At 59.1% G+C, this 12,073-nt stretch carries 16 protein-coding genes, 2 pseudogenes and 1 other annotated feature; of the genes and pseudogenes, 10 read left to right on the plus strand and 8 right to left on the minus strand.

What is annotated here, in order from left to right; all coding sequences use genetic code 11:
• Positions 1-22 precede the first annotated feature (22 nt).
• The gene (locus KRR38_RS31640) at positions 23-598 is read right to left on the minus strand and encodes a zeta toxin family protein (protein ID WP_217407789.1); all 576 of its coding nucleotides are present in this window, start codon (positions 596-598) and stop codon (positions 23-25) included.
• A gap of 8 nt (positions 599-606) precedes the next feature.
• Complete coding sequence (locus tag KRR38_RS31645; protein WP_217407790.1) at positions 607-963, minus strand: ParD-like family protein; 357 nt, start codon at positions 961-963, stop codon at positions 607-609.
• A 316-nt stretch (positions 964-1,279) separates the two neighbouring features.
• Here KRR38_RS31645 and KRR38_RS31650 point away from each other — a divergent pair, with 316 nt between their 5' ends.
• The 5 genes from KRR38_RS31650 to KRR38_RS31670 all read left to right on the plus strand — a co-directional run bounded on the left by KRR38_RS31650 (position 1,280) and on the right by KRR38_RS31670 (position 3,910).
• Complete coding sequence (locus KRR38_RS31650; protein ID WP_217407791.1) at positions 1,280-1,543, plus strand: hypothetical protein; 264 nt, start codon at positions 1,280-1,282, stop codon at positions 1,541-1,543.
• Between the two features lie 456 nt (positions 1,544-1,999).
• Positions 2,000-2,470, plus strand: a complete 471-nt coding sequence (locus KRR38_RS31655) for an NfeD family protein (RefSeq protein WP_217407792.1) — start codon at positions 2,000-2,002, stop codon at positions 2,468-2,470.
• Positions 2,471-2,518: 48 nt separating this feature from the next.
• The gene (locus tag KRR38_RS31660) at positions 2,519-3,286 is read left to right on the plus strand and encodes a slipin family protein (protein WP_309141227.1); all 768 of its coding nucleotides are present in this window, start codon (positions 2,519-2,521) and stop codon (positions 3,284-3,286) included.
• 41 nt (positions 3,287-3,327) lie between these two features.
• Positions 3,328-3,513 (plus strand): hypothetical protein, encoded by a 186-nt coding sequence (locus tag KRR38_RS31665; RefSeq protein ID WP_217407794.1) that lies wholly within the window; start codon positions 3,328-3,330, stop codon positions 3,511-3,513.
• Between the two features lie 172 nt (positions 3,514-3,685).
• Positions 3,686-3,910 carry a GNAT family N-acetyltransferase gene (locus tag KRR38_RS31670; RefSeq protein WP_309141231.1) on the plus strand — a complete coding sequence of 75 codons (225 nt, stop codon included), beginning with the start codon at positions 3,686-3,688 and terminating at the stop codon, positions 3,908-3,910.
• Here the strand turns inward: KRR38_RS31670 and KRR38_RS31675 are convergent.
• Positions 3,885-4,217 carry a helix-turn-helix domain-containing protein gene (locus KRR38_RS31675; RefSeq protein WP_254515809.1) on the minus strand — a complete coding sequence of 111 codons (333 nt, stop codon included), beginning with the start codon at positions 4,215-4,217 and terminating at the stop codon, positions 3,885-3,887. The two genes, KRR38_RS31670 and KRR38_RS31675, sit on opposite strands and share 26 nt — an antisense overlap.
• A gap of 421 nt (positions 4,218-4,638) precedes the next feature.
• On the opposite strand from KRR38_RS31675, the gene KRR38_RS31680 reads away from it, so the two are divergent.
• The 3 genes from KRR38_RS31680 (at position 4,639) to KRR38_RS31690 (ending at position 6,584) form a co-directional block, all read left to right on the plus strand.
• On the plus strand, positions 4,639-5,082 hold the full coding sequence (locus tag KRR38_RS31680) for a universal stress protein (RefSeq protein ID WP_217407796.1): 444 nt from the start codon (positions 4,639-4,641) through the stop codon (positions 5,080-5,082).
• A 382-nt stretch (positions 5,083-5,464) separates the two neighbouring features.
• On the plus strand, positions 5,465-5,761 hold the full coding sequence (locus tag KRR38_RS31685; protein WP_217407797.1) for a hypothetical protein: 297 nt from the start codon (positions 5,465-5,467) through the stop codon (positions 5,759-5,761).
• Positions 5,762-6,113: 352 nt separating this feature from the next.
• Positions 6,114-6,584 carry a Dps family protein gene (locus KRR38_RS31690; RefSeq protein WP_217407798.1) on the plus strand — a complete coding sequence of 157 codons (471 nt, stop codon included), beginning with the start codon at positions 6,114-6,116 and terminating at the stop codon, positions 6,582-6,584.
• A 486-nt stretch (positions 6,585-7,070) separates the two neighbouring features.
• On the opposite strand, the gene rnk is transcribed toward KRR38_RS31690, so the two are convergent.
• From rnk to KRR38_RS31710, 4 genes and pseudogenes are all read right to left on the minus strand, one after another.
• A complete protein-coding gene (gene rnk, locus KRR38_RS31695; RefSeq protein WP_217407799.1) occupies positions 7,071-7,511 on the minus strand; it encodes a nucleoside diphosphate kinase regulator in 441 nt (146 codons plus the stop codon).
• 514 nt (positions 7,512-8,025) lie between these two features.
• Positions 8,026-9,254 (minus strand): annotated as a pseudogene (locus KRR38_RS31700) (IS3 family transposase).
• Positions 8,858-8,974: a sequence feature (AL1L pseudoknot), on the minus strand. It overlaps the preceding pseudogene by 117 nt.
• 65 nt (positions 9,255-9,319) lie before the next feature.
• Positions 9,320-9,756: pseudogene (locus KRR38_RS31705) on the minus strand (integrase core domain-containing protein); the annotation flags it as partial.
• A gap of 316 nt (positions 9,757-10,072) precedes the next feature.
• A complete protein-coding gene (locus KRR38_RS31710) occupies positions 10,073-10,288 on the minus strand; it encodes a hypothetical protein (RefSeq protein WP_217407800.1) in 216 nt (71 codons plus the stop codon).
• A gap of 482 nt (positions 10,289-10,770) precedes the next feature.
• Here KRR38_RS31710 and KRR38_RS31715 point away from each other — a divergent pair, with 482 nt between their 5' ends.
• Entirely contained in the window at positions 10,771-11,052 is a 282-nt protein-coding gene (locus KRR38_RS31715) for a hypothetical protein (protein ID WP_217407801.1), read from the plus strand.
• 198 nt (positions 11,053-11,250) lie between these two features.
• Here the strand turns inward: KRR38_RS31715 and KRR38_RS38005 are convergent, their stop codons facing one another.
• Positions 11,251-11,451, minus strand: coding sequence for a DUF6527 family protein (locus tag KRR38_RS38005; protein WP_375293489.1), 201 nt, complete (start codon positions 11,449-11,451; stop codon positions 11,251-11,253).
• On the opposite strand from KRR38_RS38005, the gene KRR38_RS31720 reads away from it, so the two are divergent.
• Entirely contained in the window at positions 11,440-11,793 is a 354-nt protein-coding gene (locus KRR38_RS31720; protein WP_217407802.1) for a hypothetical protein, read from the plus strand. The genes KRR38_RS38005 and KRR38_RS31720 overlap by 12 nt on opposite strands.
• The last annotated feature ends 280 nt before the right edge of the window (positions 11,794-12,073 follow it).

The following is a 12,073-nucleotide window of genomic DNA, read 5'->3' on the forward strand; positions in this document are numbered from 1 at the left end:
ACCGTCTCACCCGACTGCGATCTTAAATATAGAGATCGGTCTGGTAGGCCGATCTGATCCAACCAGGTAGGCGTGGCACTGCGTAGACCAACCGCCCATTCGCAAATGTCAGGCAATGGCTCGGCGGCTGGTTCAGGCGCGAATTGTCAAAGACCATGCCGCGATCTGCTTTGAGAACCGCGGCGCGGATGAAAGGCGCGCCGCGACCATAACGGGTACGGATCTTGTCCTCGGGGACGATATGTCCGCCCTCCTCGACGCGTGCCCCGACACGCGCGACAGAGAGATCTGGAGTATCAACGCCGACATGCATCACTATGACGGTGAAGCCTCTGGTGCGTGCTTCGTCGATGAGTTCAAGCTTCGAGGGGTGCGAAAAGACGGTCTCCGTCACGAAATCCCGGCCTTGAGCGAGGCAATCCCCCCGGCGTGAAGAGGCGATGTCGGCCGCTTTGTAAGACGCAGTCGGTGACGGATCGCGCAATTCGTCACGCTGGATGATGTCGGCGTTGATGAAGAGCCCCGCGAAACTCGGCGCGATGCGGGCCGCGTATAATGTGGACTTGCCGGCACCGTTGGGCCCGGCAAGCACGATCATCGTTGGCTTCATGCGTTACGGGCGGCTTTCTCACGCACGAGGTTGCCGGCTGCATCGAGACCAACACCCAGCCCGAGTTGTCGCCGCCGGGCGAAGAAAGCATCCTCGTCAGGCCCGGGTTGCCCCATTTTCTCGACAAAGCTGTCTAGCCAGACATCCTTCTCTTCGTCGGTGAGCTCAGTCGTCGCGATGTCGCCCGCAAGCGCCGCGGTGATGCGGGCATGATCGAAATTCCCGGATTTCTCGATAGCGCGACCGATACGCACCCAATGGGCGATCTGGCCGGCGATCGAGCGGCTCTGCAACTCGGATTCGCGGCGCACGATGCTCATGATATCGTCGCCAAGTTTGATGGACTGGGCCATGGATTACCTCCCGGTCACTAGGTAGCATTTTGCCACCTTAGTTTCAAGCGAGAGGAATTGCATGGCACAGTCCCAGACCACCAAGCTTGTCTAACAGCATCGTTGCCTCCAGAGAGCGAGGGGTGAGCAACCGCACTCCGCCAGCGCGCCGGCTGCTATCCACCTCTGGCAATGCCAAAGCCGCAGAACGAAGATCGTCCCACCCGCGATTTCATAGCGCATCTCATAATTGCCAACGATGATCCGGCGGACCTCACGCGGTTCATAAGCTTCCACCTTCTCGCAATCCTGGGATAATCGAGCAAACGAATAGGACGTGGGCGAGCTGCTGGACGATGCGAGCCGCAGCGTCGGCCGCCACGGGTTTGAGATGTTCATGGAGGCGTACGAGGTCCGACGAGGCCTTGGAGGTCCAGTGGATTTTCATTTAGTCGGCGGGCAGCGGCGTATCCGTTCCAAGGCTATCAGCCCACGCCTGGATCGCCTGATGGTCGATCACTCGACCGGCATCCACATCCTCCAAGGCTTCCAGCGTCATTTGATGCCGCTCTTCCTCCTGATGGACCCAAGCGGCCATTGATGTTCGGCAGTCAGGTGATCGGCATGGGCCTGCTAGTCTATTCTCTGCGTCATTTTCGCGGCTGATCATCGGCCTATCTAATGACACAGCCCGGCGTCGCGGTGCTGGCAGGCTGGCTCGGTTTCGACCAAGCCCTGACCGAATGGGACGGATTTGGCATCGTCCTGGTCCGAGCAAGGGGGGTGCCAGCGCGGGCGGAAGTCGGGCCTAAATTTCAGGGGGAGGACCGCATCCGGTTAGGAATCATGCGGCGGATATACGTCGCTCCCGCCTGGCTGAGACCTTAACCGCAAATTCTTTGCACTCAACCGGCATTATATCTCGTTTGCTTAATAGAAAACCCAAGCGCACTCTTCAAACTCGCTGCTGGAAATATGAAAAATGCAGCGCCTTCACGACCGGGCGAGCTGAATCCTTTGGATGATCTGGTCTTGCCTGACTTGGCGAGGACGAACGATGCTGAATGTAATTCTTCCGCTCAGTACAAGCGCGATCATTCTGATCGCCATCGGCATGCTGTTGATCGCAAGCGAACTTTCATCTCCTTCGCACGGAATTGTCGCGCTGCTCGGCCTCAGCGGGGTCATCGGCGGCGCGGCGATCCTCTACCATCCAGAAGCGGCCGCGATGATCAGCGCACCAGCTGTCCTGATTGCCGGACTGACCGCGCTCGTTGCCGCCGGACTGTTGATGGTGATGGGCCTATCGGCGCGGCGGCGGCGAATCCGCACAGGCACCGAAGCCTTGCTCGGCATGACCGGACCCGTTCTGAGCTGGAGCGGAGACTGCGGCCATGTTCTTGTTCATGGCGAACGCTGGCGCGCGAAGGGCGGCCAGCTGACCCCCGGCGGCCACGCAAGAGTAACCGGTATCGACGGGCTCACTTTGCACGTTGAGGGCGCCCGAAACGATGGGGCAACGCGGTGACCTGATCAAATCGTGAAGGAGAGTGCCATGAACATCCTTGAAAACCCTGTGCTGATCGCGGTGGCCGCTCTTCTCGTCCTGGTTGTTCTCCTCCTCCTCAGCGCGATCCGGATATTACGCGAATATGAGCGCGGCGTGGTCTTCACGCTCGGCCGCTTTTCCGGCGTCAAAGGCCCGGGCCTCATCCTGCTGGTGCCACTGATCCAGCAACTGGTGCGCATGGATTTGCGAACCATCGTCCACAGCGTGCCCACTCAGGATGTCATTTCGAAGGACAACGTCTCGGTTAAGGTCAACGCCGTCATCTACTTCCGGGTCGTGGATCCCGAACGTGCAACGATCCAGGTCGAAAACTTCATGCAGGCTACCAGCGAGCTCGCCCAGACCACCCTGAGGTCGGTCCTCGGCAAGCACGAACTCGACGAACTCCTTGCCGAGCGGGATCGCCTGAACGCCGACGTCCAGGAAATCCTCGACGCGCAGACCGATGCCTGGGGCATCAAGGTCGCCAACGTCGAGATCAAACATGTCGACATCGACGAATCGATGGTCCGGGCGATTGCCAGGCAGGCAGAAGCAGAGCGCGAACGCCGGGCAAAGGTGATCAACGCCGAAGGCGAGCAGCAGGCGGCACAGAAGCTGGTCGAGGCCGCGCAGATCCTCAGCCGCGACGCCGGCGCGATGCAGCTACGCTATCTTTCGACCCTGAACGTGATCGCAAACGAGCGCAGCAACACGATCGTATTTCCCTTTCCGGTCAAACTGGACGAATTGCTGGCCACCATCGCTGGCCGTGCGGCGCAGCCGGTATCATGACGAATGAGCTAGAGCATCATCCTCCACATCGGAGAAAACGCATGAGGACATATTATCCCGCGATTACCGCGTGCCTCGTCGAAGCACGCGCGCCCAGCCGCGGCGAGATCAGGCGTGTCGCGAGCCGTATGCGGCATGAAATTTTTGCCGATCAGACGCTCGATCGTGCGGATCGCCATTTTCTTATCCGCGCCGCGCTCACCGCACTAGGGCACGGCATCGACTAATCCGTCCCTCGCTCGGGGCTTACGCCGCATAACCGCCTTTGCCCCTCACGTTAGACGCGGAGTTCGCCTGCAAATGGAAGGCCTGACAATCACGCGCCGTGGTTCGGCGCAGGCCGGCGAGTACAGAGCTCACGTTGCCGGCAGCAACCTTTTCGGTCGATTGACCTGGATAATGCGCGATGGGACAAGGATCGCTGAGCACACCATCGTACCGCCGGAGCTCGCAGGTCGGGGTGTCGCCGCTGCGCTCGTCGATGCCCTGATATCCGATGCCCGCGAGCACGAGTTCAAGATCGAACCGCGATGCTCCTACGTAGGGGCCGCCTTCAAGATACATCCGGACTGGAACGATGTCCTGGCCGGCGAGCATTTTAGGGTGCATCGTCTGAGCCGATAATACCGCCTTCGCCTTCCAATCGCGCAATCTGCCGCACGTCCTGGCGCGTGAATTTCAGTCTGACGCCCTTTCCCATACCGTCGGATTCGTCGACGACAATCACGCCAAAGTATTCGAGCGCGCGAGCTATCGCCTCAACCTCCGGATCTGATCCGATCCAAGCGCTCCCGCCGCGCTCGATCTGCTGCAGAGCGGCAACTGATATGCCCGCGGCGCTCGCGAAGTCCGCCCGGCCCACGCCTACGAGGGCGCGCGCCGCAGCGATCAGACGGCCTGTGAGCTTAAAGCTATTGTTCATGGCCGGCATTACCCTTTCGAGGATGAAACTATCGATCGTGGCACGTCCAATATAGTGGACGCGCCACGATCGTAAACTGAGCGGGATGAAATATGAGGATCGAGCGCCGCAGCATTTTGTACTGCGCACGATTGGGCGGGGCAATTGCAGTTGGGTAGGGAATGATGATGCACTGTGTGCGAGCACGGCGTGCAGCTATAGCTAGTATGATGGCCATCAGCATGCTCGTTGTGGCCAGCCAGCGATCGAGACTGGAAGGGCACCACACGATCGGGACTTAGAGTTTTCAAAAGCGAGTCCTTGCTTGCCGCCCCCTCGACGCCTGACGCTGTGGACGCAATATGTTCGGGACACACTTAGTCAAAGTAGTACAGTTTCATCTCGTCCGCGACTCGCAAGATGTCCTGAAAACTTCGAAAAGGAAACAATGATGTACAAACACCTTCTTATCGCAACCGATGACTCAGACGTGGGCGAAAAAGGTGTGGAGCACGGGCTCTCGCTGGCTAAGGCCCTCGGCGCTCGCGCTACGATAATCACTGTGACCGAGCCGTTTCCAATTACCGGTGGAGAGTTCGCCCTTGTCCCAGGCGAGGCACTGTTGGGCAGTTATGAAGCTTCTCAACGCGAGAGGGCAACCGCGACATTGACTGCGGTGAAGGCGTCGGCCGATCGGGTAGGCATCGCGGTCGAGACATTGCACGTCGCAGATGCCCAGCCCGCGGAAGCGATCCTTGCAACCGCGAAGTCACTTAATTGCGATCTCATCATCATGGGGTCACACGGCCGTAGAGGTTTGGGACGCCTGATACTAGGCAGCAAGACCTACGAAGTGGTATCGCATGGCCATATTCCAGTTCTTGTAGTGCGATAAAAAGGCCTAGATTGAATAGAATACTGCCGAGGTTTGTCTTAAGACGACATTAACACATCGCTTTAATTAACATGTTTCGTTTATGCGTTGTTTAATCTGCCTTGGTTTTTACTCCGGGATGTTGATTTCCTCCTTGAACGGGCCATATCGATAATGATGCCTAGTTTTCTTCTCTTAGCTCCTCGGGAGCCGCAGCGCCTGATGTTCGGCAACTAGCCGGACGCGCGCCACGCCAGCGCAAGCGTCCGGCTTGAGGCGCACAGGGAAGGCTAGCAGACTCGCACCGCGCGGATTTGAGCAGTTTCCACGTCAGGCGGAACTCCGTTGGCCGACGCGGTCGCTTACTATTGAAAGCGCGCGTCCGCAGAAAAGGACACACAAAATGGCAACCTCATATGGTCGGTTGAGGCCGCGCTCAGGCGCGGCATTACAAGTCGGAAGCTTGCTCAATCGTTACCCTCGATTAAGCGAGCAGGAACTGGCAAACCTAATCGAACTCATGCCTTATCTGCCGATATTGGATCAGGCGCTAATCACCGCCGACGACCAGTTGGCGGGCAAGTTTGCTGAATTCTTACGTGACCACCGGGCAATGCTGACTGCGCCGCAGCATCCGATAGCTTTGTTCACGATCACCGCATTTCTAGCGTTGGTCGCCATTTCCTGGGCATTCTCATGACCTAACGCCCAAGTTAAGCCCAGATGAGACCGCCTCAAGAAACCCGCAAAAATCGGCTGGGGCAACCTTAGATATCCGCTTCTTGCCGGCATAACGTCCGATTTGCTTAGTTGGGACGAGGGTGCTGAGGCGACATTAGCTCCGATCTGAAGCAGTCGTCGCGGACTCCTGAAGCTCAGAGGTGGCTATCCGGCAGGCAGAGCTCGGTCAATCCAGGAATCCAGCAAAGGGTGGACTCACGCTCGCCTGAGGTCAACATGACTCCCATAAAGAGTTGAGAAAAGTGATATATTGCCGAGTCGTTCGATTCCTGCCCGACATGGCAACGTACATTTCGATAAGGAGGCAGCCAATGGCCATCAATATAGGACTCTCCCACGAGGAGCGCGAGAATATCAGCAACGGATTGTCACGGCTGCTAGCTGACAGTTACACGCTCTATCTCATGACCCACAGCTTCCACTGGAACGTCACGGGCCCAATGTTCAACACATTGCATCTCATGTTTATGCAGCAGTACACTGAGCAATGGACGGCACTGGATTTGATCGCTGAAAGGATCCGTGCTCTCGGCTTCCCCGCCCCGGGCACTTACAAAGAATTTGCGGCACTCGCTTCGATTCAAGAGGTAGATGGAGTGCCCAAAGCGATGGAGATGGTGCGGCACCTCGTCGACGCGCAAGAAGCAACGGCACGCACGGCCCGCCAATTATTCCCGACGGTGGGAGCCGCAAACGATCAACCCACAGCGGACCTTCTAACCCAGCGCCTAGATGTCCACGAGAAAACAGCTTGGATGCTGCGCAGCCTGCTGGAAGAGTGAGCAATGCGTAAAACCGCGCTTCAAACTGCCTTCTCTGATGGGCTCTAGGCGCTTCAGGGCATTAACAATTTCTGTGTATCATGGGCGTCGATTGCAAGGCGCCCAACGCGGACAGCGCAGCTCAGGTGACCTGATGTTCATTGCTAGTTGCCAGCGCCCGCTTCATTTGGCCTCCATCCTCGCCTCGAGGCGAATACGACTCACGACCATTGTTCCGCCGTCACCTTGCCGGTTTTGCACTCATTCGAAATAAGAAATGCTCCCCGGCCAGGCATTGGCGAGAATGTCCGGTAATACGACAACGCCCGCCGCATCAGAGTCCGTCCGCTTTAGGCGTTGCCATTCGAAAGCTCTTTCTGGGCCGATCTCGCATTTTTCCCAGTGTTGGGAGTGCGGCCGGCACGAGTATCTTGCAATCCGCGCCGACGATCTCAGAGGGTGCGATCTGCTCAATGCCGTCGGTTCCGACCAAGCCTACGAAGCCGGCTATCTGCTTAGCGGAGGAGCGAGCCTATCAGCGGTGTTAATCGCTTGCGAGACTGTCACGACCTTCAGTTCGCGTTCGTGCCCCTCACGATCAGGCCAGAGAATCGACTGTCCTTCACGCAGCCCGATGAGGCCTGCGCCAACTGGTGTGAGGACCGAGATTCGGCCCGCGGAAATATCGGCTTCGCCAGGGTAGGCAAGCTGGTAGCTGTAATCCTTGCCGCTGGCTTCATCCACGAACTGCACAGTGGCGTGCATCGTAACGACATTGCGCGGAATCCGGGCGGCCGAATGGGTCGTTGCGCGGGCGATTTCATTGAGCAGCAGGTCGCTCGCTTGCGGTGCGCGATCCTCGGCAGCTATCGCCAAATCGGTCAGCGCTTCGGCTTCCGTATCGATCATGTGAATTGGCGGCCGACGGCTCGCCTTCAGGGTGGTCATAATTTTCGCTTTCAAATGCGGCAGCGCCGCCGAATATCTCGGCGCTGCCTCCGGACATGTAACCTGTGCCCCGAGTTCGGGGCACGATGCACCGGAACCCGGGGCTAGAAGCCCGCGAGAATCTGCCCCCCCGTGGTGGCGAAAGCGACAATGACGGCGATGAGTCTTCATATGATCATGATGTAGGGAGTGTCTCGCCCGAGTCAAATGCGATCGCCTAAATATCGGCTCAGAGCCGGCGCATCATTGGTGACATAGCCTACTATCCGCGAGTGACTCAGTCGCTAAATGGAATGACCGTCAGTCTGGAGGGACAGCTTAAACTGAAGAATTGATCGGTCTGATGTAGAGACTTCCGTAGGCCTTCAGCGCAGCGATCATCAGTGGGATGGCGCCAAAAACGATTAAAATCAGGTCGCCGGTTAAGCGCATCCATTCGAGCTTCCGCGCGATAATACTGCTGGTGTAAGCGCTGAGAACCGCACCCGGTCTGCCGGAGGCATTTGGTCGTGAGTCACGCCGCCATATCGATGTTATTCGCGGCAGCATAATATTGTTCTTCGGCTTTGACAGGCGGGATGTTTCCGATAGGCTCGAGCAGTCGCCGATGGTTGAACCAGTCGACCCATTCTAGCGTGGCATATTCGACGGCTTCGACGCTGCGCCATGGAGCGCGCCTGTCGATCACTTCGGCCTTGTAGAGTCCGTTGATGGTCTCGGCCAAAGCGTTGTCATAGTTGTCGCCGACGCTGCCGACCGACGGCTCGATCCCTGCTCCGGCGAGGCGCTCCGTGTATTTGATGGACACGTATTGCGAACCGCGATCGCTATGATGGATGTGGCCGTCCCGATGGACCGCCCGGCGGTCATGAAGCGCCTGCTCCAGGGCATCGAGGACGAAGCTGGCATGGGCCGTCTTGCTGGCCCGCCAACCGACGATCCGACTAGCAAAAGGTATCGATGACGAAGGCGACGTAGACCAACCCAGCCCAGGTCGCGACGTAGGTGAAGTCCGACACCCACAGCAAGTTCGGCGCCGGCGCATAGAACCTGCGGTTGACGTGATCGAGCGGGCACGGCGGCGCCTTGTCGCTGATGGTCGTGCGCACCGGCTTGCCGCGGATTACCACTGCCAGGCCCATCTCACGCATCAATCGCGCGACCGTGCAGCGGGCGACCGGGAAGCCTTCTCGCATCATTTGTCGCCAGATCTTGCGGACGCCGTAGACCGCGAAGTTCTCAGCGAACACGCGGGCAATCTCGGGTCTAAGCGCCTATTCTCGTTGCGCCCGCTCCGATAGGCGCATCGGATCGCGACGCTGTGCGATACGCTCATGATACGTCGATGGGGCGATCGGCAGGACGCGGCAGCTTGGCTCGACCCCATAGGTGTCACGGTGATCGTCAATGAAGGCGATCATCGCTTGAACGGGCGGTCGAGCTCCGCCTGGGCAAAATATACCGACGCCTTGAGGAGAATCTCGTTGGCTTGTCGCAGTTCGCGGACGTCTCACTCCAGCGCCTTCATCTTGTCAGCCACCTCGGTCGGGACGCCAGCGCGCTTGCCGCTGTCGACTTCGGCCTGCTTCACCCACTCATGCAGCGTCTGCGGACCGCAGTCGATCTTCTCTGCGATCGACACCACAGCCGCCCAGCGCGAGGGGTAATCGCGTTCGTGATCGATCACCATGCGCACGCGCGCTCGCGGACTTCCGGCGCAAACTTGTTCGTTGTCTGGCTCATACAGGCTCCGCCTTCTCAGGAGTTGGAGCCTCCCGGCAAACCCGGTGCGGTTCCCATTGCTTATGCAGTTCAGCGGCGAAGGCCGCAGGGGTCTCGTATCCAAGGGCTGAGAGCGGACGCTGCTTGTTGTAGTTGTCCGCCCAGGCGGCGATCACCACGCGGGCATGGTCCTGGCTTAGGAAAAGGGTCTCGTTGAGCAGCTCGTCGCGCATGCGACCGTTTGAAGCTCTCGACGTAGCCGTTCTGCATGGGCTTGCCCGGCGCGGTGTAATGCCACTCGATGCCGATCTCCCCGCACCATGCCAGCGCCGCGTTGGAGGTCAGCTCGGTGCCGTAGCACATTGGGAAGAGCCCGGTTCGAGAGCCGCGATGACCCTGCCCGCAAGCACTCCCGGGTCACGTCATCGACGATGTTGAGGACCCGGAACCGGCGTCCCGATTCCATATGATCGTGCACGAAGTCGAGGCTCCGACGCTGGTTGGGTAGTGCCAGCACGGGTGAGCGTGTCGAAAGTCGTCAGAATCGTCACTCGCGTGGAAACTCTCGAGATTTGCACCGGGATGCTGGCACGCGTCACCGCGACGCTCGCTAAGTGGACCCGCATTGGACATCGGCACAATTGCATCGCAGAGGATGCCCTCGCCGCTGCTCGTAGCCGCCACGATGGGCCTGCCAGGCTGATTGCGGCGGACCTGTTGATGGACGTGCAGAAGCAAGCGCCGGTCGAAGAGGCTTTTCTTCGTAGCGATGTCCAAGCCAGGTTGACGAAGGTAGATGTCTAAACGACCGCGGGGCTACAGGTTTGTCGCCTAGCCAGTCAGTGGTACTCGGGCTGGACCTCTCCGCGTTGGAAGATTGACCAGATACCGCTCTGTTCCAGTCGGATTGAAAACGCGTATCGTTCCTCCAGGAACACATCGGCCTCATGACACTCGAGGCCCTGAACGATACCGAGGATGCGCTCGGTGCTGGAGGCTTCGACCTCTGCAGAGCCCAGAGATGGATCGGTCGGAAATACCTTATAAAGGGGCATGGAGTGCTCCGTTTGACGGGACCACGGTGGCGGTCTGATTGCCTGTCGAAAGCTAGCTGGAACGCACATTATTCGCAGGATGGCGATTCAATAAACGCCTCTGCAACCTCAGGGTCGCCAGCCCGTGTTTTGCAAGCGACGAAAGCATGATGTCGCTGCCGTGTCTGATGAAGAGACAACCTCGACCGAAGCGCGTCCGCCTTCTTGCAGCTTTGCCAGGATTGGTGACAGGCTACGCGCCGTGCGAGCTCGCATCGCAGCCGGCTGCCGGGATCAAACGACGGCACCAATGCCTCCACGGCCGGGCGCATAAACGCATCACTCGCGGCCGCTGCAGCGATCACGTTTAGGCAAGCGCGGACCTCGACCTACAAAACGCCGTTGCATTTTATATCGCACTGCGATATGTATTTGAGTGGGCTCTTCGACGTGAGCCTGGGTGGTGGCGACGGACTTGAAGGCTGATCGCAAGAGGTGCCGCTATGCTGATGCTGAAAATCATGGCTGAAGCGCTAGGACAAGTAATTGGAGGCTTGGTCGCGGCCGCCCTGTTCTGCTGGCTCTTCTGGAACGCGTTCAAGCTCGTTCGCCACCCCGAAATCAGCGCTGCCTTGTGTGTGCTCATCGCGGTCGCGGTTTGGGCGTTCGGTCCTTCCAGCCCTCTGCTCCGACTGACATCAGTTTACGCGGCGATGTTTGCGTTCTGGCTGTGGCCGGCCGGTCGCTTGTGGAGGCGCGAGCATCCGTCGATGAAGAGGAATTGACGATGTCGGCGCCCAACACATCAGCTACTGCACGCCCGCACTATCCGGTTATCGGCCTGCATCGGCGATGCGCGCGGCCCGAGTTTAGGCGAAATAAGTCGACTGATGCGCCGCATTCGTCGGGAAGCCTTTCCCTGCCCCCGGATCGGCGCGCCTATCCGATGCCGGCTGTCGGCGGCAGCTCTTGCGGCAGTAGGCTTAGATCGGCGTAGCGCCGCTGGACTGGCGGTTGCCCCAACGGTTGGGCAACGGGATGCCGCTGTCGGCGCAAACTTGAGCAACTCCGCTCCGGACCCAAAAATGCGCGAATGAACCCGCTGTCTGTCGAACCGATGGAATTATGGTTGCTCGCCGGAGCCAATCCCAGCGGACCCGCCAACAGGGGCGGTGTTTCTGCATCAGCGACAACTGAATGATCTCGGTGCGATCTGCAGCCCAGCGGAAGTACGCCCATTTCACGTAACCTATCCCGCCCACCACGTAGATGATCCCATCGAGGATTTCGTCGTCGACGGGATGTTCATCCACGAGACGGACGAGAAAGTCGGGCCTGCGGATATCGATTGCCGGCCGCGCTTCAGCGCCGGGACGCCGATTCAGGAGCCGTCATCGATACGCTGCCAGCTTGCGGCGTCGCCGACGATTTCTTCCTCGATGGCGACCGCCAGTATCTCATTTGCGGCGCCGGTCACGTCGATGTTTCGACGCGGTCGCGGCCTCAGGATGCAGGCTTGCGTGTGATCACCGCGCCGGGCGTCCGCACGGGCCTGTTTTCATCCGAACTCGCGATGCTTTTTGTAGCAGTACCGGACCGAGGTCGACTTGCCGCGATCTGGGTTCTGGGAACTGTGGCAGCGGATCGATAACACGGCCCTGCGATGTCCGGTCACGAGCAGAGCCCGTCAGCCCGATTCCGACCAATGCCGGTCGTTTCGTGATTGACATCTAAATGACCGGTTGCACCAGAACCTTCCGTTCGTGCGGCAAAGCACGGTCAGATCAATGCGCTCAAGGCACCGCC

The sequence above is a fragment of the Novosphingobium sp. G106 genome (genome assembly GCF_019075875.1).
Taxonomy (GTDB): Bacteria; Pseudomonadota; Alphaproteobacteria; order Sphingomonadales; family Sphingomonadaceae; genus Novosphingobium.